This window comes from Larkinella bovis, assembly GCF_042655385.1.
GTDB classification, from domain to species: Bacteria; Bacteroidota; Bacteroidia; order Cytophagales; family Spirosomataceae; genus Larkinella; species Larkinella bovis.
The window spans coordinates 225933-247045 of the sequence record NZ_JBHSMA010000006.1 but is presented as its reverse complement, the minus strand read 5'-3'; the positions used below and the strand labels follow the sequence as shown (position 1 = coordinate 247045).

The 21113-nt window shown below is 54.7% G+C and carries 18 protein-coding genes; 7 read left to right on the top strand and 11 right to left on the bottom strand.

Annotation, left to right across the window (positions count from 1 at the left end):
• Nucleotides 1-73 precede the first annotated feature (73 nt).
• On the bottom strand, nucleotides 74-403 hold the full coding sequence (locus ACFPMF_RS19215; RefSeq protein ID WP_379848356.1) for a DUF6660 family protein: 330 nt from the start codon (nucleotides 401-403) through the stop codon (nucleotides 74-76).
• Between the two features lie 250 nt (nucleotides 404-653).
• Between ACFPMF_RS19215 and ACFPMF_RS19210 the strand changes: the two genes are divergently transcribed.
• The gene (locus ACFPMF_RS19210) at nucleotides 654-1823 is read left to right on the top strand and encodes an MFS transporter (protein ID WP_379848355.1); all 1170 of its coding nucleotides are present in this window, start codon (nucleotides 654-656) and stop codon (nucleotides 1821-1823) included.
• 75 nt (nucleotides 1824-1898) lie between these two features.
• Here ACFPMF_RS19210 and ACFPMF_RS19205 read toward each other — a convergent pair whose 3' ends face one another.
• Nucleotides 1899-2669, bottom strand: coding sequence for a glycerophosphodiester phosphodiesterase (locus ACFPMF_RS19205; protein WP_379848354.1), 771 nt, complete (start codon nucleotides 2667-2669; stop codon nucleotides 1899-1901).
• A gap of 153 nt (nucleotides 2670-2822) precedes the next feature.
• Between ACFPMF_RS19205 and ACFPMF_RS19200 the strand changes: the two genes are divergently transcribed.
• Complete coding sequence (locus ACFPMF_RS19200; RefSeq protein WP_379848353.1) at nucleotides 2823-3119, top strand: antibiotic biosynthesis monooxygenase family protein; 297 nt, start codon at nucleotides 2823-2825, stop codon at nucleotides 3117-3119.
• Nucleotides 3120-3172: 53 nt separating this feature from the next.
• Here ACFPMF_RS19200 and ACFPMF_RS19195 read toward each other — a convergent pair whose 3' ends face one another.
• Nucleotides 3173-4330 carry a glycoside hydrolase family 18 protein gene (locus tag ACFPMF_RS19195; RefSeq protein ID WP_379848352.1) on the bottom strand — a complete coding sequence of 386 codons (1158 nt, stop codon included), beginning with the start codon at nucleotides 4328-4330 and terminating at the stop codon, nucleotides 3173-3175.
• 82 nt (nucleotides 4331-4412) lie between these two features.
• A complete protein-coding gene (locus ACFPMF_RS19190) occupies nucleotides 4413-4928 on the bottom strand; it encodes a cupin domain-containing protein (RefSeq protein ID WP_379848351.1) in 516 nt (171 codons plus the stop codon).
• Nucleotides 4929-5086: 158 nt separating this feature from the next.
• Here ACFPMF_RS19190 and ACFPMF_RS19185 point away from each other — a divergent pair, with 158 nt between their 5' ends.
• Entirely contained in the window at nucleotides 5087-5497 is a 411-nt protein-coding gene (locus ACFPMF_RS19185; RefSeq protein WP_379848350.1) for a hypothetical protein, read from the top strand.
• Between the two features lie 356 nt (nucleotides 5498-5853).
• Here ACFPMF_RS19185 and ACFPMF_RS19180 read toward each other — a convergent pair whose 3' ends face one another.
• The 5 genes from ACFPMF_RS19180 to ACFPMF_RS19160 form a co-directional block, all read right to left on the bottom strand.
• Complete coding sequence (locus ACFPMF_RS19180; protein ID WP_379848349.1) at nucleotides 5854-7176, bottom strand: MFS transporter; 1323 nt, start codon at nucleotides 7174-7176, stop codon at nucleotides 5854-5856.
• 90 nt (nucleotides 7177-7266) lie between these two features.
• Nucleotides 7267-7686 (bottom strand): DoxX family protein, encoded by a 420-nt coding sequence (locus tag ACFPMF_RS19175; RefSeq protein ID WP_379848348.1) that lies wholly within the window; start codon nucleotides 7684-7686, stop codon nucleotides 7267-7269.
• Between the two features lie 173 nt (nucleotides 7687-7859).
• The gene (locus ACFPMF_RS19170; RefSeq protein ID WP_379848347.1) at nucleotides 7860-8384 is read right to left on the bottom strand and encodes a class I SAM-dependent methyltransferase; all 525 of its coding nucleotides are present in this window, start codon (nucleotides 8382-8384) and stop codon (nucleotides 7860-7862) included.
• Between the two features lie 283 nt (nucleotides 8385-8667).
• Nucleotides 8668-9792: a lactonase family protein gene (locus tag ACFPMF_RS19165; RefSeq protein WP_379848346.1), complete on the bottom strand. Its 1125-nt coding sequence runs from the start codon at nucleotides 9790-9792 to the stop codon at nucleotides 8668-8670.
• 88 nt (nucleotides 9793-9880) lie between these two features.
• Nucleotides 9881-10450 carry a YceI family protein gene (locus ACFPMF_RS19160; RefSeq protein ID WP_379848345.1) on the bottom strand — a complete coding sequence of 190 codons (570 nt, stop codon included), beginning with the start codon at nucleotides 10448-10450 and terminating at the stop codon, nucleotides 9881-9883.
• Nucleotides 10451-10707: 257 nt separating this feature from the next.
• Between ACFPMF_RS19160 and ACFPMF_RS19155 the strand changes: the two genes are divergently transcribed.
• The gene (locus ACFPMF_RS19155) at nucleotides 10708-12765 is read left to right on the top strand and encodes a S9 family peptidase (protein WP_379848344.1); all 2058 of its coding nucleotides are present in this window, start codon (nucleotides 10708-10710) and stop codon (nucleotides 12763-12765) included.
• A 62-nt stretch (nucleotides 12766-12827) separates the two neighbouring features.
• Here ACFPMF_RS19155 and ACFPMF_RS19150 read toward each other — a convergent pair whose 3' ends face one another.
• Nucleotides 12828-14306, bottom strand: coding sequence for a xylulokinase (locus tag ACFPMF_RS19150; RefSeq protein WP_379848343.1), 1479 nt, complete (start codon nucleotides 14304-14306; stop codon nucleotides 12828-12830).
• Between the two features lie 471 nt (nucleotides 14307-14777).
• On the opposite strand from ACFPMF_RS19150, the gene ACFPMF_RS19145 reads away from it, so the two are divergent.
• Nucleotides 14778-15593 (top strand): class I SAM-dependent methyltransferase, encoded by an 816-nt coding sequence (locus ACFPMF_RS19145; protein WP_379848342.1) that lies wholly within the window; start codon nucleotides 14778-14780, stop codon nucleotides 15591-15593.
• 97 nt (nucleotides 15594-15690) lie between these two features.
• Here ACFPMF_RS19145 and ACFPMF_RS19140 read toward each other — a convergent pair whose 3' ends face one another.
• Complete coding sequence (locus ACFPMF_RS19140) at nucleotides 15691-16683, bottom strand: alpha/beta hydrolase family protein (protein ID WP_379848341.1); 993 nt, start codon at nucleotides 16681-16683, stop codon at nucleotides 15691-15693.
• A 264-nt stretch (nucleotides 16684-16947) separates the two neighbouring features.
• Between ACFPMF_RS19140 and ACFPMF_RS19135 the strand changes: the two genes are divergently transcribed.
• Nucleotides 16948-17973 (top strand): SGNH/GDSL hydrolase family protein, encoded by a 1026-nt coding sequence (locus ACFPMF_RS19135; RefSeq protein ID WP_379848340.1) that lies wholly within the window; start codon nucleotides 16948-16950, stop codon nucleotides 17971-17973.
• Nucleotides 17974-18117: 144 nt separating this feature from the next.
• The gene (locus ACFPMF_RS19130) at nucleotides 18118-21009 is read left to right on the top strand and encodes a PVC-type heme-binding CxxCH protein (RefSeq protein ID WP_379848339.1); all 2892 of its coding nucleotides are present in this window, start codon (nucleotides 18118-18120) and stop codon (nucleotides 21007-21009) included.
• Nucleotides 21010-21113 lie beyond the last annotated feature (104 nt).

The window sequence follows — 21113 nt, the reverse complement described above, 5'->3', positions numbered from 1 at the left end:
AAAAGCGATTGAGGGCCGTGTGAGCGGGATGCAACCCGGTTGCAGAGAACCGATTGGGCGCACGTATCCTGTCTTAGCCGAGTTGGGGCGGTTGCCAGTAGGAAATGGAAGGAGAAGGCAGCGACGGTACGACGAGTTCGTACGCGGGGGAGGTAAACGAAAAAACCGCAAAAGCGAATTGAAACGCCTGACCGGGTTCCAGCACCGTCCCGCAGCAGGCGCAGCCGCAGAAGGGAGAACACAAATCCGTTCCGGCATGGGTGCCGTCGTGCTGGTGGTCGTCGCTGGCGAGCGAAGCCGTCGTCTGCGAGTCAAGGCGCAGCTGCAGGCAGCCGTCGGCGCAGGGCCAGGCAGACAACACCAGCAGGTGGAGGCTCATAATCAGGCAAACCAACGACTTCATACCACAAAACTATTGCAAAAAACCGTGCAACAGGTAGGCAAAAACCGGTTGCGAAGAAAATCTTTTTGTACTATCCATACAATCTATACGAACTCTCTGGGAATTGACTAAATCCAAGAACTTAATATAAGCGGTTTTGATTTAGCAGGTGAACAGTAATGCTCTTTGTACTGACTAATAGCATTATTTTTGCCCGATAAGGAACTGGGGCGCAACTTGAATACAACCTGAAAATTGTTTTTTTTTAAGAATGAATTCTATCATTTCACACCTCCCGCACCCCCGGCTTTCCACACGTAGCATTCGCCGGGGCGCCGTGGGAGTTTTGTTTTTTCTGCAAGGATTATCCTTTGCGAGCTGGGCGTCGCGAATTCCGAGTATCCAGCAAACCCTGCATCTGTCGGATGCCGAACTGGGGGGCGTGTTGCTGGCGCTCCCGGCTGGCCTGATGCTCTCGCTGCCCCTGGCGGGCTGGCTGACGGCCAAAATTGGAAGCCGCAAAGTAGCCACACTGGCCGTTGGGTTGTACGCGCTCACGCTCCTGAGCATTGGCCTGGCGCAGAGCATTCCGGCTTTGATGGGTTGTCTGTTTGTGTTCGGGCTGGTTGGTAACATGGCTAATATTTCCATCAACACCCAGGCCGTGGGGGTGGAGGCTCTCTACCAGCGGCCGGTGATGGCGTCGTTTCACGGTTTGTGGAGTTTGGCCGGTTTTGCCGGGGCCATGCTGGGTGCGTTCATGATTGGCGCGGGCATCGTGCCGTATCAGCATTTTGCCGCCGTGCTGTTCTTCGCCCTGGCGGCTCTGGCGGTGGCATCTCGGTACATTTTACCGGAAGACGCCAACACCAATGCGGATCAGCCTATTTTTGCGAAACCGGATAAATCGCTGCTGATTCTGGGAATAATCGCCTTCTGCGCCATGATTTGTGAAGGTGCCATGTTCGACTGGAGCGGGATTTACTTCAAGAAAGTGGTGCAGGCCGACAAAGCGATGGTCGGCGCGGGCTACACGGCGTTCATGAGCACCATGGCGCTGGGACGTTTCATTGCCGACTGGTTTACGACCCGGTACGGCCTGAAGCGGACGCTGCAACTGAGCGGTGTTCTGATCGCATCCGGTTTATTGACTTCCGTGGCGTTACCGTATCTCGGAACCGCCATCCTCGGCTTCTTTCTGGTCGGTTTCGGTGTTTCGTCGGTGGTGCCGCTGGTCTACAGCGCTGCCGGTAAATCAACGGTTTTGTCGCCGGGCGTGGCCCTGGCGGCCGTTTCAACCATCGGTTTCCTGGGCTTCCTGATCGGCCCTCCCCTGATCGGTTTCGTGGCCGGAGCCACCAGTCTCCGCATTTCCTTCACCATCATTGCCGGCATGGGCCTGTGCGTCGCTCTGATGGCGGGGAAAGTGAAAGGGGAGTAAAGAGAAAAGACAAGAGACAAAAGAGATTGTTTGGAAGCGCTCTTTGTCTCTTGTCTCTTGTCTCACCTCTTTTGTCTACTTCACGAGTTGCAGCAACTTCTCGGGTTCGTCGGTAGTGATGAAATCCACTTTGCGTTCCAGCATCCAGTTCATGGTCTCCGGATCGTTGACCGTCCAGACGTTGACGGTTAATTTCTTCTGGTGGGCCTCGGCAATCCAGTTTTCATTCTTTTTCATGACGCTGTGGTGATAGTCGAGCCCGTATAAACCGTCGGCAGCCAGTTGTTCGGGTGATTTATCCCCGTTCAGATATGCCACCCTGGCCGACGGATCCAGCTCTTTTACTTTCTTGCAGACGTCGTAGTCGAAACTGATGTAATCCACCCGTTTGCGGCCCTTCTGGGCTTTTACGGCCTGCACACACTTGGTGGCCAGCGCCAGCGAATGGGCCTTACTGACTTTCGATGCCTTGATTTCCAGAATCAGGCGGGTTTTCTTCTGCTTTACTCCGGCTTTCAGGTAGCTGTCCAGGGTCGGGAGTGACTCCCCATTGCTGAGTTTGAGGGCCTTGATATCGGCAGCCGGGGCGGTTTCGAGGTTAACGCCCTGGTAGGTATGATCATGGTTGACCAGCAGAGTCGAATCGGCAGTCATGTGAACATCGAACTCACTGCCGTAGCACCCGAGTTTGATAGCTTCCTGCAAGGATGCCAGTGAATTTTGCGGAGCGCCGGTATTTTTCCAGGCTCCCCGGTGGGCGATTACTTTGGTTTGAGCCATACTCGAAACGGCGGAACTGGTGAGCAACAAGGCGGCAAAGACGGCACTTAAAAAAACGGTTTTCATAGGGTTTATACAAATTGACTCCGCAAATGTACTAAGAACCCTTTAATGCACCGGGTATTCGCTAAAAATCGAAAGCGGTTACCAAACCGGCTTATCAGGATTCGAAATTAAGTCTTATCTTTAGTAACTATTTCATCCCTAGCCCCTTATCATATGTACGCACGTGTTATTCAGGTTCCGTTAAAACCCGATGCCATCGATCAGGCTACCCAGTATTTCCGGGAAAGCGTTGGGCCGGCACTGAAAGAACTGAACGGTTTTAAAAACAGCCGTTTTCTGACCGATCCGGCCACCAACAAGTGCCTGATGGTGACGCTCTGGGAATCGGAGCAGGCCCGGAAAGACGCCGAAAGCAATGGTTTTTTACAGGACGTGTTGAGCCAGATGAAGGGTTATTTTGCCGGACCGCCCACGATCGACTACTACGAAGTAGGTGTCCAGGTGATTTAAACTGAAAAGCTGTTCAGCGGAGTTTTATAATTTCTCCGCTGAACAGCTTTTACTCATTTTGCCAGTTCCTGCACCAGTACATCCAGCAATTTGTCCGACTTTAGATCGAGCGTGTACTCCCAGAACATGGCCCCCGCCAGCCCTTTGGATTTGACATAATCGATTTTATGCACCATCGACTCCTTGTCGGCGTAGGAAATGAAGGTGCGGCTTTCCGGATTCCACAGGTAGGGCGCTTTGGCCTTGTCGTCCCAATACCGGGTGTAGCCGTTTTTATTGATGTAATTCGCCACCAGATCATAGTAATTCGGACTGATGTGTTTCCCCGCCGATGGCTGGAATAAGCCGTTGTTAACCGGGTTGACCGCCGTCCAGCCCCGTCCGTAAAACGGCAGGCCCAACACGATTTTGCGGGCGGGTACTCCGGCTTTGATGTGGCCGTTGACGGCATCGTCGGAACTGTTGCGGGAACGGTCGCTGAGCGCCGACTGGTACAAGGGGCTGTGGTGACCGGTTTTCTTGTCATTACCGTGGTACAGATCGTACGTCATGATGTTGACGTAATCGAGGTATTTCTGGGCATTCCCCAGTTCGGTATGATTTACAAAGGCCGTATCGCCCCCGGTGGCAGCCGTTAGCAGGTAATGCCGGGCTGCGGGCCGCCGGTCTTTCTTACCCTGCGTGTCCAGTTGCTGGCGCAACTCCTTCAGCAAAAGCGTAAAATTCTGTTTGTCGACGGGCCGGAAGATGTTATTCTCACCAATCTGGTCCGGGTATTCCCAGTCAATATCAACCCCGTCGAGCCGGTGTTTTTTCATAAACGAAACCGCACTCCGGGCAAATTTTTTCCGGGAGGCATCCGTCAGCGCAGCGTCCGAAAAATACCGGCAACCGCCCCAGCCGCCGATGGAAATCAGGATTTGCAGGTCTTTGTTTACGGCTTTCAGCGTATTCAGGGTCGCCAGATTGACGGAGTCACGCGCCTTGATCGGGGCCAGTTCGCCATTTTCGGCGGGCACGGCAAAGGCGTAATTGATGTGCGTCAGTTTCTGGGCTTCAATATCGTTTTTGGTCCAGCCTCCCCCGCCAACGTACCCGATCAGCACGTATTTTTTCTTAGCCGACTGGCCGAAAACCGGCCCCGGCCAGAAAGCAAGCTGACAGAAAATAGTAAGGAAAAGTAACGCAAAAATACCGTACGGTTTTTTCATGGTTGGTTGTATTCGTTTGTTGAAAAGCCGTAAAATTAGCAGCCACGGGCATACGAACAACCCCCGTAAAACCAATTCGGACTTATTTCCAAAGCGCCACCACGCCACCGGTTGTGCCCCGCAACGGGTCCGTTTGGGGCAGCGGGACGGCGGCAATGTTTTTATCGGCCTGCGGACGATCCCCCGGTTTTCCGCGCAGTACATCACAATCACGCCCGTCCGGATAGGCCCCGACCACGCCGAAATCTGCCGTGGCTTCCAGCTTTTTATGCCCTACACCCGCCGGAATAACAATGATGTCACCGGCCTGGACCCGCACTTTTTCGCCGGTCTCTCCACCCAGGTGCAGCAGGGCCGAACCGCTATAGACGCCCAATACTTCGTGCGAAGTACTGTGGTAATGGTGGTAGGAATAAACGCCGTTGCGCCAGGAATTGGTCCAGTTGTTGGCCGAAAACCGCCGTTCCAGCCAGGATGCGCCCGCCGAACCGGTTTCGGAAAAAGCGTTGCGGTACAGTAGCAACGGGTAGGTACTGTTAGGAATGGCACCATCGTCCTTAAAATGAAAAGGTTCCGGCTGCGGTTCTGGCGTTGTCATAGCTAAAAATCAGTTCACTTCATGGCGGTTTTGAAACGGGCAACAAAATCCCGGCCCATTCCCGGGAAAACGGTTTTCGCCGGTTTCGGTCAATCATCACCCGGTTTTATAAACCAGGAGCCAATAAATGGGTTTACTAACAAATTACGCAACGGACTATGAAAAACATGCTCATTCTGCTGGGGCTCCTGTTGACGGGAGTGTCAGCCCCGGCGCAGAATAAAACAACCCCGGCCAAACCGTCGGCGGTTGTTTCGACGATTGAAGGCATTACCGGCAAACAGTTCCAGCCCGATACTGTCTACGCGGCTTTGTCGGAGGAGGATCAGACGATACTGGCCAAAGAACCCGTTGCCAACTGGGGCCTTCCCCAGACCGCCGACCAGATGACGTATTATAACCTGGTGGTCGGAACGCGGTCGTACCAGCTGGTTATTGTCAAACAGCCCAAAGCGGTTTTCCCGACGGCCACGTTACTGCGCTTTACCGATCCCAAGTCGAAACCGGAGCCCATTGCCCGTGGTGTTCTCAAACCCAAAGGCGAGGAAAAACCGGCCAAATCCGACTGATTTCAATCACCTAACAAAAATAAGAAGGGACAGCGCAACGCCTGTCCCTTCTTATTTTTACCCAAAAAGAAAGCCAGATGAATAGCTATCATCTGGCTTCTCAGTTCACTCGGTTCTAAGTATAGTTCACGTTTCCGTTCAATTTTCCCAGGTCGAGCGAATTACATCTATAAAACTCCGGACCGCGTAAATTGTTTTCCAGGTTGAAAAATTGTCGGTATAATTTTTCAGTTTTTTAACCTGTTCCATTTCCATTCACCAAGTAGATCATTGCCGAGAACTGCTACCATTGCGTTTCCAACCCCAACGTTCTTCATGGAATTAATTGTTGATTCCGCCAGGAGCGGCTGCGGTCGTTATTCCGCGACCGCCGGAGAAGCCATTAGTTTTTGGTAATTAACCGATAGCAGTTTGTACGACGCCGACCGCATGGCGATCACCGTGATGATCAGGCCGACCAGCCCGGTAACGGTAAACAGCAGCGCCAGCCCCCGGGCGCTGCCGGTTCCGAACCACGAACCAATCAGGTCGACGCCCGCGCCGGTTGTCATGAACGGAATGAAAACCAGTTCGGCAATCGGACCGATAAAAAAGGCGGTGATCGGTGAAGCGGCCTGTTCGACGCTCTGGGCAAAGCCGAAAACCCGGCCCTGCCGTTCGGGCGGAACCAGTTTCTGGATAATGGTCTGTTCGGCGGCTTCCACCACCGGAATCAGGCACAGGTAAATAAACATGCCTACCGAAAGCAGCACAATCGACGCCTGAATGGTAAAGAAAACCGAGACGACCCACATGATGATATTGGACAGAAAAAGAGTGCGTAGGGGTCTGACCCCCAGCCCTTTTCGGGCTACGACAATACCACCGACGATGAACCCGAGGCTCAAAAAACCCCACAGAACCCCCCACACCTGCACCGATACGAGCGACAACCCGTAGGCATCCATCAGCGACATGTAGACCCCGCCCAGAAAGTTATTGAAAGTGTTGAAAAAAATAAGTGCCAGCAAACCGGGCATCTGCCGCACGGCTTTCAAAGTGCCCCGAATATCGACCCGCCCGGTGGTTTCGGTCTGGGCATGAACGATTTCCGGTTCCGGAATGGGCACCATCCAGACGTGCAGGATTACCAGACCGGTGAGCGTCAGCGCCAGGGTGAGCATCCACGAAATGCCCAGAAAGCCGATGATAAAACCGCTGAACAGCGATGCGATCAGAAACGAAACCCCGTTGGCCGTTCCGACCATGCCGTTGGCTTTATCGCGTTCCGGTTCGGGAATAAGCATGGTCACCAGCGTAGAAATCGTGATGGTGCGGATGTTCCCCGCAATGGCGCCCAGCAACCCGAGCAGGAGAAAAATCCAGAGTTGAGGACTTGAAGGATCCGAAAAGACGGTTTCGGGCGTGCTGCTGTACAGAATCAGGGCGAAAAAGTACAGCCCGAACGACACCAGACTCGACAGCAGCATGGACGTTTTTTTTCGGTAATGATCGACAATCGATCCCAGAAAAAAACCGGAAAAGGCGACGGTGGCCAGGTAAATTCCGGCCATAACGGAGGTGACAACCACCGACTTGGTTTCCAGATACGCCCAGAACGTCAGGGCAAACCAGACGGCATTATTGGTCAGCGAAGCCGCCAGCGTATTGGCCAGAAGGGCATAAAAGCGATGGGTCATGCACGGGTGTATTTGTTGTTGGAGTAAACGCAACTGTGGCTGCTATGAAGGATACATTGCAGCCACAGAAATAGTTTGGTTAGTAGCGCTTTAGGACGCTGTATGGAATGCTTTGGTCGCCAGATTCTCGGGAAAATCCTGTCCGGCGATGCGCTGTTTTTTGATGTAGAGGCCATAGGCAACAGCAGCAAGGACGAGGAATGCCAGCATGGGCAGCCAATCCGTTGTGTTTTTACTGTTATGGTAGATGCAGTACGTAGCTCCCACCAGGTCCATTGACAGACCCGCATAGGCCCATTCCTTCAACCGTGGAAATCCAGGAATCAGAATGGCGATGACGCCGAGCGCCTTGGCCCATCCAATGAACGGAATCAGATACGCTGGTAAACCCAGCGTTTTAAAAAGATCCAGCGAACCTTGATCCACCAGAATATTAGGAATCGCCGAACCAAACATGGCAAAAGAAAACAGACCGGTAAAAACCCAGTAAAGAATTTTTGTTTTTTTCATGATCGCTTTGTTATTGAATAAACTGAACAGTACAAAGTTACCTTCCACCTCCGACTTCGAACGTGTCTAAAAACGGCAATGGTAGGGGGTGATTACGACAATTTTGGGCGGCTGTTTTCCGGCGCGAAAAAACCGCAAAAACCGCCGGTAAACGGAGTGCCTTTTGCGGGAAATTACCGGCTGATCAAAACCGCATACAGGTTTCCGGTTCGGTACCGGGAAGGCCGTTCCCCCAGTTTCTCAATGCTATTGTAGCCCGCCATCGTAAACAACCGCGTCAGCGCAGCCCAGCTAACGGGGTACGGGACCCAGGTCGGAACCGGTTGATCCGTATCATATTCGACGATCAAAAACCGGCTGTCCGGTTTCAGGGATTTGCCGAGTTGCCTGAGAAAACCGGGTTTGTCCGCTACGTAATGCAGGGCGTTGGCCAGCAATATACCGTCCAGCGCCGGGAGGGCCAGATCATCCCGGACAAAATCCTTTTGCAGTGGGTAAATTTCAACCCCGTTGGGCCGGGTTTCCGGTTGTAACGGATTGCGCTGGTCAACGGCGTAAATACGACTGCCCATCGGTAAATAATGAGCCAGTGCAAACGTAAACAAGCCGGAACCGCACCCCAAATCCGCCCAGACCGATGCGGTCGGTGTGACGATCCGATCGCTGTTGATTAACTGAATGGCTTCGGTAAGTTGCATAAACGGGTCAACACGTTGTCAGACGCCGGAACCGCTGGTCGGGATTGATAAATGAATGCCCACCAGCGGTTCCGGATTTGCAAGTCGTAAACTAATCGTTTGGCCAACAGCGTCCCGGCCTGCGGATCAATTTCCGGGAACCGGATATGCCCCTAGCGGACTAACTACCCTTTCGGGCAGCGGTTTATGATCCGGAAGAATCAGATCCATTTTAATGAATTGACCAATGATTTAAGAACGGCCCTGTTCAGCGAATCCAGAAGTTGGCGAAGATCGGCGCGGGTCATTTGACCGTAAACAGCTTCAGGCAAACCGGCGACGGAACGTTCAGCTGCGTGCCGGTCGGCGTCAGTTTACCGGTTTTGCCGTCGAGTTTATACACGACAATGTTATCGGTATCCTGGTTGGCCGCAAACACATACTCCCCTTTCGGGTCGACCAGGAAGTTGCGGGGCGTTTTGCCTTCGGTCGGTTGCTGGCCAATCAGCGACACCTTGCCATCGTTGGCAATCGACAGGATGGCCAGTGCATCATACCCCCGGTTGGAGTGGAACAGAAACTTCCCTTTCGGATCGGTGTGAATGTCGGCGCTGGTGTTCTTGCCGGTGAAATCGGCCGGCAGCGTTTTTACGTTGTCCTGCAGCAGCGTCAGCGCCCCGGTTTTGCTGTTCAGCGCGAAAGTCGCCACCGTTGAGGTCAGTTCTTCCACCAGGTACAGGTATTTGCCGTTCGGATGAATGGCAATGTGACGCGGCCCCGAACCCGGCGAAACGCTGGCGTAGGGCGTAGCGGCCGGTTTTACCTTGCCGGATGCCTTATCGAATTCGTAAATATACACCTTGTCAGTACCGAGGTCACAGACGTACACAAACCGGTTGTTGGGCGAAACCGTGGCCGAGTGAATATGCGCTTTTTCCTGCCGTTGCGGATGGGTGCCTTTTCCCTCGTACTTCAGCGTATCCGTGGCCAGTCCGAGCGTGCCGTCGTTCCGGATGGGCAAAACCGTGAACGTTCCTCCGCCGTAGTTCGAGACAAACGCCAGCTTGCCGGTTTGGTCGATGGCGATATGGCAGGGGCCGCGTCCGTGCGACGACTGCTGGTTCATCATCGTCAGCCTGCCGGTTTTGGGTTCGATGGTATAGGAACTAACCCCGCCCGAATTGGCCGCGCCTTCGTTGACCGAATAGAGGTAGTTGCCGGTCGGGTGAATGGCCAGAAACGAGGGGCTTTTGGCGTTGGAAACCGTCTGGATTTGTTTCAGCGAGCCGTTGGCGCGGTCGAATTCCAGGACGTAAACCCCTTCGCTGCCGCGGGTCGAGTAGGTGCCGACATACAGAATTTCTTTGGGCGATTGGGCGTGGACCATAAAACAAACGAGCAACGCGGTTAAGGTGAATAGTTTTTTCATAGTCAAGGGAGCTAAATCGGCACAAAGCTAACAAAAAGGACAAGCCGGAAACGGCCTGTCCTCCTTCTTCTTTCTTGCGGGCAAAACTCTACTGCTTGCCGAATTCGGCGTTCGCGCGAAGGGTCACTTCGTCGCTCACCACGGCGGTACTCATGCCGGGGCCAATGTTGAAGTCCGAACGCTTCAGTTCGCCGGTAATTTTAAAACCGGCAATGTCTTTTTTGTTCATCGGGTGCTGGACCGGACCGGTCAGGACGACATCCAGCGTCACGGGTTTGGTCACGCCGTGCATGGTCAGATCGCCCGTCACTTTGTACTTTTTCCCTTCCACTTTTTTGAACGAGGTACTTTTAAACGTCAGCGTCGGGTATTTGGCCGCGTCGAAGAATTTTTCACTTTTCAAATCGGCATCACGCCGTTCGTTGTCGGTATCGATGCTGTTGACATCGGCGGTCAGTTCCACGACGGCATCCGTGAAATCGGGTTTGGCAGATGTAATTTTGGCATCGAATGTCTTGAAATTACCATCAACTTCCGACACCATCAGGTGCGTCACCGTAAAACCGACTTTGGCGTGGGCTTTATCAACCGTCCAGGTTTGGGCAAAAGCCGCAGCCGAACTCAGCAGCAGGGCTGTAAAAAGGGTAATTTTTTTCATAGAATGTCAGGATTTGATCAAAAAATATAGCGATTTCAAGCGACTAGTATACGTAAAATTTCTTGTATAAACATCCAAACAGGTACTTTCTTCTTGATTTTAAGCCCCAAACCGCCCCCGCCGGGCAGGCTGCCCGGCTACGTTCAACAACCGACCCGGTTTTCGGACCGGTTGTTGGTTTTTTGCCCTAAAAGCATAACTTTTGCCTGCCCGAACAAAAACCGGCCTCTTTCATCAACCTAAACGAACGATTTCGAATGCGATTCAAGCTTTTGCTAGTATTTTTAGTCTCCACTGGGGCCTTATACGCCCAGCAACAACCCTTCAGCGCGGCCCAACTATTTAAAAACGAGAAAACCAACGTCTGGCACACCCTGCCGACCGTTTCGGGCTGGGCCGACGATTCTCACTATCTGCTGCTTAAAGACAAAAAAACGTATTCCATTGACGCCAAAACCGGGCAGGAGGGCGAGGATACGCGTAAAAGTGATTGGAAAGTCTCTCCGCCCCTGTCAGCCCTGGCGGGGGCTAATAGCCAGAACCCGACGGTTTCGCCGGATGGTAAATGGCTGGCGTTTACCCGCGACAGCAAGGATTTATACCTCAAAAACCTGGGCAATAATGAGGAAAAACGCCTGACCAGCGACGGTTCCGAGACGGTTTATAATGGGTATGCCGCCTGGGTATACTGGGAGGAAGTACTGGGCCGGAACACGCAGCACAAAGCTTTCTGGTGGTCGCCCGACAGCAAATACCTGGCCTTCATGCGCTTCGACGAAGCGAAGGTGCCGGTTTTTGCCATTGCGGGGGCAACCGGCCAGCACGGGTATCTGGAACGGCAGCGGTATCCGAAACCGGGTGACCCGAATCCGCTCGTACAAATGGGCCTCGTCGAGGTCGCCAGTGGCAAGATTGTCTGGGCGGATTTCGACGCCAACGCCGATCATTATTTCGGGACGCCCTTCTGGACACCCGATTCGAAAGCACTCTGGATGCAGCTGAAAAACCGGGCGCAGGACAACCTGAAACTGCTGGCGGTCGATCCGGCAACGGGCCGCAAAACCGAGTTGGTGAGTGAAAGTCAGAAAACCTGGGTCGACTGGCTGACGACGGTGCATTTTCTGCCGGACGGCAAGCATTTTATCCGCCAGAGCGACGAGTCGGGCTGGATGCATCTGTACCTCCACACGATGGACGGCAGACTGAAAAACCCGATCACCAGCGGGAATTACACCGTCACGGGCCTCTCGCTGATCGACGCCAAAAACGGTTGGGTGTATTTCACGGCCCGCAAGGAAAATTCGGCCCGGATCGATTTGTACAAGGTCAAGCTCGACGGCAAGGGGTTGCAACGGCTAACGTTCGGCGACTATACCCACCAGGTGCAGGTTTCACCCGGCGGCAGCTACTTTATTACGACCTATTCGAATCTCCAGACTCCGCCGAAAATGGCCTTGCTCGATAAAACTGGCAAGATGATTCGCGAACTGGGCGACGCCAAAGGTCCTGATTTTGACAAATTTACCGTTGCCCGTACCGAACTGGTGCGCGTGCCGACGCCCGACGGTTTTCAGCTGCCGGTGATGATCAAATACCCGACAAATTTCGATCCGAACAAAAAATATCCGGTTTTGATCAGCATCTACGGCGGCCCCAACGCCGGCCGGGTTTACGACCGCTGGAACTTCTCCCCGCAGGAGCAGTGGTATGCGCAGGATGGCCTGCTACAGGTGGGCATCGATCACCGTGCATCGGGACATTTCGGAAAAACCGGCCAGAACTTTATGCACCGCAATCTGGGCAAATGGGAAATGGAGGACTACAGCACGGCGGTCAACTGGCTGATCGAAAAAGGTCTGGTTGATCCCCGGAAAGTGGCGATTACGGGCGGAAGCTACGGCGGTTATGTGACGGCGCTGGCGTTGACGCGGGGCGCGGATGTGTTTACGCACGGTATTGCCAACTTCGGCGTTATGGACTGGCACCTCTACGACAGCGAATACACCGAACGCTTCATGGACACGCCCGCCGAAAACCCCGATGGCTACAGGGAAAGCTCCGTGCTGACCTACGCCGACCGGCTGAAAGGCACACTCCGGATCGTTCACGGCACGATGGACGATAATGTGCACATGCAGAATTCGATTCAACTCGTTGACAAGCTGGAAGACCTGAACAAGCACTTCGAATTCATGGTGTATCCGGGTGCCCGACACGGTTTTGGGACCAAAGGCAAACACGCGCAGGCCGAAACCGCCCGGTTTATTTACCGGTATTTACTGGAAAAACCGTTCCCGGCAGAAATCTGGCAGTAACTGAAACCGGCAATTGTAGAAAACCGCCCCCGGCTTGAGCCGGGGGCGGTTTTGTTTGGGAGTTAATCCGCCAGAACGCCCCGCCATTTTTCGTAGGCATCGCGGTAGGCTTCCTGGGCGCGCATGTCAGGTTCGATGGTTCGCGTCACTTTCAAACCGGTGAACGCTTCCTGGCGGTTTTTGTAAATACCGGCGCCCAAACCGGCCCCACGGGCGGCTCCCTGCGCGCCATCGGTATTAAAAAGCTGAATTTCAGCCCCCGTCAGATTGGCTAAGGTGTCGCGGAAAAGCGGACTGAGGAACATATTGGCTTCGCCGGCCCGGATGGTTTTCAGACCGACGCCGACCTGTTCCATCACCTGAATGCCGTAGTAAAACGCAAAAACGATGCCTTCCTGGGCCGCCCGAATCCAGTGGGGCAACCCGTGGCGGGTCAATTGCAACCCGTGGAACGAAGCGCCCGGGTCGCGGTTTTCGAGCACCCGCTCGGCCCCGTTGCCAAAGGGCAGACAAACCAGTCCGTCGGCCCCGACGGGCGCGTGACTCGCCAGTTCGTTCATATCGGCGTAACTCACCGTGCCGCGCAGCAGGTGATTCCGCAGCCAGCTGTTCAGAATACCGGTGCCGTTGATGCAGAGCAACACGCCGTACCGGGGCGCTTCGGGCGTATGGCTGACGTGTAAAAACGTGTTCACGCGGGATTGCGGATCGTATTTCGCCTGATCGCTAACGCCATAAACCACACCCGACGTACCGGCGGTGGCCGCAATTTCGTTGGGTTCCAGCACGTTCAGCGAAAAGGCATTGTTGGGCTGATCGCCCGCCCGGTAGGTAATCGGGGTTCCGGCAGCCAGCCCCAGTTCGCGGGCGGCCGGGGCGGTCAGTTCGCCCTGAACGGAAAAAGTCGGTTTTAGATCGGCGACCAGCGACGAGTCGAAACCGAAATAATCGAGCAGAAAATCGGCGGGTTGTTCCCGCTGGAAATCCCACAGAATGCCTTCTGACAAACCGGAGGGCGTGGTAATGATTTCGCCCGTCATGCGGGTCGCCAGGTAATCGCCCGGCAGCATGAATTTATGAATTTTGCCGTAAACTGCCGGTTCGTTTTCCTTCACCCAGGCCAGTTTGGCGGCCGTGAAGTTGCCCGGCGAGTTGAGCAGGTGCTGCAAACTTTTCGTGCGGCCCACGGCTTCGAAGGCTCTTTCTCCGTACGGCACCGCCCGGCTGTCGCACCAGATGATCGACGGACGCAGGACGTGCTGGTCTTTATCCACCACCACCAACCCGTGCATCTGGTACGAAATCCCGATGGCTTTCACGTCGCCCGGTTGTACCCCGGCTTTCGACAGCACGGTTTTGGACGCCAGACAGGCATTTTTCCACCAGGCATCGGGGTTCTGTTCCGCAAAGCCCGGATGGGGGGCATCAATCGGCATTTCCGATTCGGGAAAAAACGCCGACGCGACAACGGCCCCGGTTTCTACTTCCAGCAAACACGCTTTGACGGACGAACTACCGACATCAAATCCAAGAAGATACATGGCAACGGAGGAATCAGGTATAAAATGAACTGCAAAGTACGCAGTAGCGCGAAGTTAGCCAAACGGCTCAGGAGCAAGCTCGTCGGCAGGGGTCGAAATAAGGTCATGCCCGAAACGGGAGAAACAACCCAAAGCGGATTTCTCCAGAATACCGGCTACTTCTCCAGTGATCTGCTGAAACCGTTTGGGACCAGTCGCCAGGGGAAATAACCCCAGCTACCTCGCTGCCCGGTGCCAGCCAGCCCGACTGGATGTATCGAAAATAGGCTGAAATCATGTAACTTACCGATCAAAATCACGGAATTCCGTGACAGGAAAATCACCGAAATCGGTGATTTTTACGACAAAAGCAGCCTCTACCTTTGTGTCGGTTTTGACGATAAGCCCAGTCTTATCCCCAGGACCGACGGTGGCACCTCCTGGTTGCCCCGTGTGAACCTATATTTTCACCTTACTTCTTTTAAACAACAAATGATGAATCCCAACAAAGCCCTATGGGAAAAAGGCGACTTCACCCGCCTGGCCGAAACAATGCGCGAAAGCGGAGCCGCCCTGGTCGACAAACTGAAGGTCACGAAAGGACTGAAAGTCCTGGATCTGGGCTGTGGCGATGGCACCACGGCGATTCCTTCCGCCAAATTAGGCGCTCAGGTTCTAGGCGTCGATATCGCCCGCAATCTGGTGGCAGCCGGCAACAAACGCGCCCAGAGCGAAGGGCTGACCAACTGCACCTTTCAGGAGGGCGACGCCACCGATTTGAGCGAATTGGAGGATCAATCTTTTGACCTGGTTGTCAGCATATTCGGCGCCATGTTTGCCCCCAAACCGTTCGACGTGGCCCGGGAAATGGTGCGGGTCACCCGGCCGGGAGGCCGCATCGTGATGGGCAACTGGATTCCGGGCGATCCTACGCTGGTGGCCCAGATTCTGCGCATCAGCTCGGCCTACACGCCCCCACCGCCGGAAGGCTTCATCAGCCCCATGTTGTGGGGGGTGGAAAGTCAGGTCGTGGAACGCTTCGGGCAGGCCGGTATTCCGGAAGAGAAAATAGCGTTTAAAAAGGATACGTATACCTTCAAGGCTCCCTTTCCACCCGCCGAATTCCTGGAGCGATTCCGGAACTACTATGGCCCCACCATGAACGCCTTCGAAGCCGCCGAAAAGAACGGGAAGGCCGATGACCTGAAGCGTGAACTGGAAGCACTGTTTACCAGCCAGAATCAAAGCACGGATCCCCAGTCAACCTCCATCCCGGCGACTTTCTTGCGGGTCACGGTTCAGCGTTGAGGGAAATCGATCCCTTCGCCCTCCGTCCCGTGAAGTCACCGTACCGGCCAGGCCCAGCTAGTTAGCTGGGCTTTTGCTTTTCCGGTTTTCAGCGGACTTATTCGTTCAGGAGTTCATTCAATGCGTATTCGGTCAGCATCTCGTGGTTGCCTTCGAAAATGGTTAAGGTCAGGTTACCGGACCGCTTTTTCAAACAGATCGGCCGGTCGGCAATCGTTCCAAGCTTCCCCAGGGGCTGTCGCCATTCGAGCAGGTGCAGCTTTTCCTGATCCGACACATACCGGGATCGGTCCGAAACCGCCAGATCCTTCAGCAGCTTATTGTAAAAATTGATGGAATGCGTAATCGGCACACTGCCCTGTAGGCCGTCATAAATACCCGCATAAATCGAAAGCTGGGCGGTTTTTAAGCGTTTCACGGGCGTTTTCATGTACTGGGGCGACCTTCGACGGGCACTCTCCCGGTTCAAGCCCTCCCCGGAATCCGTGCAGGCGATGACGTCCGCAGCATATTTGTTCCTGAGAATGGTACTTTCCCGGTGCCAGGCTTCCAGGTCCGCAATAGACGCCCAAGCGGAAAATTTCCGAACCGGGTGCTTCGATTTCATGAACGTACTCAGGGTGGCATAACCGCCCCCGCTGACGCCAATTACGTAGATCTTGCTGGTATCAACCTGGGCGTGCTGGCGCGCAAACGCAATGGCATCGTCGATATCCGACAGGGCTAGTTCGCTGCAACAGGCACTCGGTGACTTATTGGCCCCGCGAAAATCCGGATGGATGTAATTCAGATCGCGTTGCTGACAAAGAGCCGCGAGATCATCCTTTTGTGCATAATCCCCGCTCCAGGTGTGCAGCGAAATGATCAGGGGTTGCGGGCGCCCCGATCGGGTCTTGGAGAAATACGCTTTCTGAACCTGTCCATCCGCCGTAGACGGAATGCCGACCACTTCAAAATCGGCTGGCCAGGTGGCAGTCCGGGTGTCGTCGAACCGGATGTAGGGTTCTGGATTTCCCGGTTTTTGGGCGAACGAAGTGTGGCAATACCCTAGCAGGAGGAAACTCGTGACGACTCGGCAGAAAACCTTCATACGAAAACAAAATGAATGGAAAACGTTGCGATCGGGTCAGCCTTGCCCGGGCAGGAAACCGGTTTTTAACCCGTATGCAAGAAACACCAGCGCGGGTAAAATCCCAAGTTCTTACGGCCTCCAAAAGCCAATCTGCAGAAATACGATTTTGCATTGGGTAGCGCACGCCCGGCCATGGCTTTTACCGTTACCGAGCGGGAGTTGAAGCAAACGATCCGTATTCCCTTAACCGGGCCGTTCGGAGCGCCTTAATCCGATCAACCCATGACCTTTCTCTCTACCTCCGACAACGGTTTCTGTGTATTCCGGCGCCAGCGGTTTTTGCTGCTTTTGCTGGTGCTGACGATTGGGCTTGTCCAGGCCCAGCCACCAACGGACAAAGCGTCCTTCCCCGGCCAGTTGCCGCTGGACAAACGCCAGGGCAATGCCGTCCCGGCATTGCGGTCGGGCGACATCATCGCGTTTGCGGGGGGAGCCAACATAGCCGCCATGCGCAAAGACGGTATTCTGGAAACGCTGCTGTATGCAGCCCACCCCACGACTCAACTCCGCATCTGGAACCTGGGTTGGGAAGGCGACACGGTGTACGAACAATTCCGCGATGTTGGTTTTGGCAGCTGGAGCAAAAACCTCGACAGCCTGGGTGCTAACGTTGTATTTGCGCAATTTGGGCAAATGGAATCGCTGGAGGGTGAAAAGTCGATTCCCCAATTTATCGACGCCTACCGGCAACTGCTCGACAGCATCCGGAAACCGGATCGGCAGATTGTGCTGCTTTCGCCCGTTCCGTTCGAACCCGATCAACTAAATCGCACTCCGCTGGGAAAATCGGAAAATCCAATGAGTCGCGCGCCGGTCGAGAAATACGCCGAGGCCATCAAAACGCTGGCCGAAACCGAAGGGTATGGTTATATCGATCTGTATCACCCAATACGCACATCCTCTTCCGTTGGCTCATTGACCAATGACGGTTTGCATCTGAACCAGGTCGGACAGCAAGTAATGGCCAGCCTAATCCTGAAAACCCTGAATTTACCTGAACATTTTTCCCAGCAACTAACTACGCTTCAGCGGGAAGTGCTGAATAAAAACGTCCTGTGGTTTAACTACTGGCGGCCCAGCAACTGGGCGTTTCTGAACGGCGACCGGACAACGCAGCCGTTCAGCCACGACTGGCAGGACAAAACCCGCCGGATTTTTCCCGAAGAAATGAAAGCCTTCGAACCCCTGATCCGGGGCGCTGAACAACGAATTATGAATGAACAGCGCAAGCTGGCGCCGGTTCGATAAAACCGCTGCGTTGCGCAAGAATTATTTCCTACTCCCTGAATTTTGTGTCTGATGAGTCCTGTTCATAAAACCGTTATTTTCCCGTTAGCCATCTTCCTTTTTGTCGGCCAAATCAATTGGGGTCGGGCTCAGACCATTAACCCAATGTCGGTTTCTCCGGCGGAAAGCGATAATTCGGTGGCCGCCGAACTCAAATCCTTCCAGCTTGCCGATGGCTATAAAATCGAGCTGTTTGCGTCCGAAGAACTCGGCATTGCCGATCCCTGCGCCATGCGGTGGGACGAAAAGGGCCGCTTGTGGGTGCTGACCATTCCCTCCTATCCGCAACTGGAACCCGGCAAAAAACCGTTTGACAAGCTGATCATCCTCGAAGACCGTAACCGCGATGGGAAGGCCGACACGTCGTACGTTTTTGCGGACAATCTGATGATGCCCCTCGGTTTTGAACTTGGTCACGGCGGGGTTTATCTGGGTGAGCAAACCGAACTGGTGTTCCTGAAAGATACCGACGGCGATGGCAAAGCCGACACGCGGGAGGTGCTGATGTCGGGTTTTGGGACGCACGATTCCCACCAGACCATCAATTCGTTTCTCTGGAGCCCGGGCGGTGAGCTGTTTTTTTCACAGGGCCACAGCATTTACAGCCGGGTCGAAACCGCCTGGGGCGTCCAGAAAGCCGACCGGGCGGCCATCTGGCGGTATCGGCCGCTGCGCCGTCAGCTCGACAATTTTCTGGACGGTTCGACGGCCAGTGTCAATCCGTGGGGCATGAACTTCGGCGAGTGGGGCGAAATGTTCCACAAAGCCAACGACCCCGAATTGTTTTATACGGTTCCGGGCCTGGTCAAAACCGCCCACCGCGCCCTGCTCCCGCCCATCGGTAAGCTGGTGATCAAAGGCTCTATCATCGAAATGATCCGCACCAAACACCTGCCCGACGATCTAAAAGGCGATTTCATTCTGGCCGGTTATTACAACAACAAGATCGAGCGCATGCGGATAACGGATGATTCGTCGGGGTATGTGGCCCGGCAACTCGATCCCATCCTGAGTTCGGGCAGCCGCAGTTTTCGGCCCATCGACATTAAAGTCGGTCCCGACGGGGCGCTTTATGTGCTGGACTGGTACAACCCGATTATCGGCCACTACCAGGCTTCCATGCGCCACCCGGACCGGGATAAAATGCACGGACGCATCTGGCGCATCACGGCCACCGGTCGCCCGTTGGTTCAACCGCCGAAACTGGCCGGACAACCCGCTGCGGCTTTGCTGGATTACCTGAAATCTGACGAGCACTGGATACGGTATCAGGTGAAGCGGCTGCTGGCCGAAAAACCGCTCACGGAAGTTCGACCGGCTTTAGCCGAATGGGTTGAAAAACTAAACCGGAACGAGCCGAATTACGAGCATCATCTGATGGAAGCGCTCGGCGTTTTTGAAAGCCACGAACTGGTCCATGAAGCCCTGCTTCGGCAGTTGGCAACCGGAAAAGAACCGGGCGCGCGGGCCTATGCCGCCCACGTTGCCGGGCGCTGGGGCGACCGACTGCCGAATCCGCTGGCCGTGCTGGAACCGTTGATTCAGGACGAAAACGCGCGGGTTCGGCTGGAAGCTCTGGTAGCCGTCAGCAACGTACCCAAACCGGAAGCGATGGCGCTGGCAACGCAGGTATTAGACCATCCGATGGACAAGTTTCTGCGGTATGCGCTCAACAAAACCGCTTATGCGTTGCAGGAAGCCTGGGAACCGGCTTTGCAAACCGGTAAACTCATCTTTAAAAAACCGGCTCATCTGGCGTGGCTCGTAAGCGTTTTACCGCCGACGTGGTATGCTGCCGAACAATACCGGAAGCTGGCTGATATTGCCAATCTGGAACCGGATGTCCGGCGCAGTCTGCTGCTCAGTCTGGCCACCATTGGTAAAACACCCGATATCGAGTTTGTGCTGAGCCAGCCTTCGGCTCAGGCCGATGCGCGGCTGCTCGAAAGCCTGAGCAAACTGGACGCGCGAACCGTAACGCCCTTAGCCGCCAGTTACCTCCGGAAAAGCCTCTTGTCAAAAACCGCCGAGGTCACGATAGCTGCCATTCAGCTCGTCAAAACGTGGAAAATTCAATCCGTCGCGCCCACCATTCACACGCTGACGATGAACAGCCAGCAAAATTCGCGCGTCCGGGCCGAGGGGTTGAAAGCACTGGTTGAACTGAAAGGTCGCCCGGTTTTGCCTTTGCTGCAAAAGCTGGTTACTACGTCCGAAACCCCCACCCTGATCCGACTGGCCGCCTTACAGGGCATGAGCGAACTGGATGTGACGCAAGCCGCCGTTGCGACCGTGAATGCAATGCAGCGCACCGACCTGACCACCAACACCATGCGGGATGTCCTCACGCCACTCATCGATCAGCGGGGCGGAATTAAAGCGCTGGCGGCTCAACTGGGCAAAACCACGCTTTCAAAACCACAGGCCCGGCTGGCCCTGGAAGCCCTGGCGATCAAAGGCATCGACGCGCCCGAACTCAGCAACCGGCTGAATAAAATGGCCGAAGAACGAACGGTTCTTTCGCGGCCATACAGTCCGGAATACGTCGAAAAACTAGCCAAAGCCGTTCTGGAACGGGGCGACGCCAAACGCGGGGAGCTGATCTACCGCGCGAATCCAAGCTGTGCAGCCTGCCACGCGCTCAACGGAAAGGGCGGCACCATCGGCCCGAACCTGTCGGCGGTGGGCCGGGGGCTCTCGTCGCGGGAGCTGATTACGGAGGTGCTGTGGCCGAACCAGAACATCAAGGAGGGCTACAACCGGGTGCAGGTCGAAACAAAAAAAGGCGAACTGATTCAGGGCATCAAGGTATTCGAAACGCCGGAAGTGGTGCATATCAAAACCACGGATTCGCCCAAAACCCGGATCATTCCAAAGAAAGAGCTGGCGAAACAAACTGAAACCGGGTCACTGATGCCCACGGGGTTGCTGGATGCCTATTCGGAGGACGATGTACGGGATTTGATCCGGTTTTTGAGCGAACTCGGGAGTCAGTAGCCCGGCTTTCCAGCACGGTAACTCGCACAACATCAGGGCGGATTCAGCCGGCTTTTTGACCCGGCTTTTCCGTACCTTTGTTTTACGGTTCTCTGTTTTGCCTA

Coding starts and splice junctions, on each gene's coding strand:
- ACFPMF_RS19215 (WP_379848356.1), bottom strand. CDS start 403: ATGAAGTCGTTGGTTTGCCTGATTATGAGCCTCCACCTGCTGGTGTTG.
- ACFPMF_RS19210 (WP_379848355.1), top strand. CDS start 654: ATGAATTCTATCATTTCACACCTCCCGCACCCCCGGCTTTCCACACGT.
- ACFPMF_RS19205 (WP_379848354.1), bottom strand. CDS start 2,669: ATGAAAACCGTTTTTTTAAGTGCCGTCTTTGCCGCCTTGTTGCTCACC.
- ACFPMF_RS19200 (WP_379848353.1), top strand. CDS start 2,823: ATGTACGCACGTGTTATTCAGGTTCCGTTAAAACCCGATGCCATCGAT.
- ACFPMF_RS19195 (WP_379848352.1), bottom strand. CDS start 4,330: ATGAAAAAACCGTACGGTATTTTTGCGTTACTTTTCCTTACTATTTTC.
- ACFPMF_RS19190 (WP_379848351.1), bottom strand. CDS start 4,928: ATGACAACGCCAGAACCGCAGCCGGAACCTTTTCATTTTAAGGACGAT.
- ACFPMF_RS19185 (WP_379848350.1), top strand. CDS start 5,087: ATGAAAAACATGCTCATTCTGCTGGGGCTCCTGTTGACGGGAGTGTCA.
- ACFPMF_RS19180 (WP_379848349.1), bottom strand. CDS start 7,176: ATGACCCATCGCTTTTATGCCCTTCTGGCCAATACGCTGGCGGCTTCG.
- ACFPMF_RS19175 (WP_379848348.1), bottom strand. CDS start 7,686: ATGAAAAAAACAAAAATTCTTTACTGGGTTTTTACCGGTCTGTTTTCT.
- ACFPMF_RS19170 (WP_379848347.1), bottom strand. CDS start 8,384: ATGCAACTTACCGAAGCCATTCAGTTAATCAACAGCGATCGGATCGTC.
- ACFPMF_RS19165 (WP_379848346.1), bottom strand. CDS start 9,792: ATGAAAAAACTATTCACCTTAACCGCGTTGCTCGTTTGTTTTATGGTC.
- ACFPMF_RS19160 (WP_379848345.1), bottom strand. CDS start 10,450: ATGAAAAAAATTACCCTTTTTACAGCCCTGCTGCTGAGTTCGGCTGCG.
- ACFPMF_RS19155 (WP_379848344.1), top strand. CDS start 10,708: ATGCGATTCAAGCTTTTGCTAGTATTTTTAGTCTCCACTGGGGCCTTA.
- ACFPMF_RS19150 (WP_379848343.1), bottom strand. CDS start 14,306: ATGTATCTTCTTGGATTTGATGTCGGTAGTTCGTCCGTCAAAGCGTGT.
- ACFPMF_RS19145 (WP_379848342.1), top strand. CDS start 14,778: ATGATGAATCCCAACAAAGCCCTATGGGAAAAAGGCGACTTCACCCGC.
- ACFPMF_RS19140 (WP_379848341.1), bottom strand. CDS start 16,683: ATGAAGGTTTTCTGCCGAGTCGTCACGAGTTTCCTCCTGCTAGGGTAT.
- ACFPMF_RS19135 (WP_379848340.1), top strand. CDS start 16,948: ATGACCTTTCTCTCTACCTCCGACAACGGTTTCTGTGTATTCCGGCGC.
- ACFPMF_RS19130 (WP_379848339.1), top strand. CDS start 18,118: ATGTCGGTTTCTCCGGCGGAAAGCGATAATTCGGTGGCCGCCGAACTC.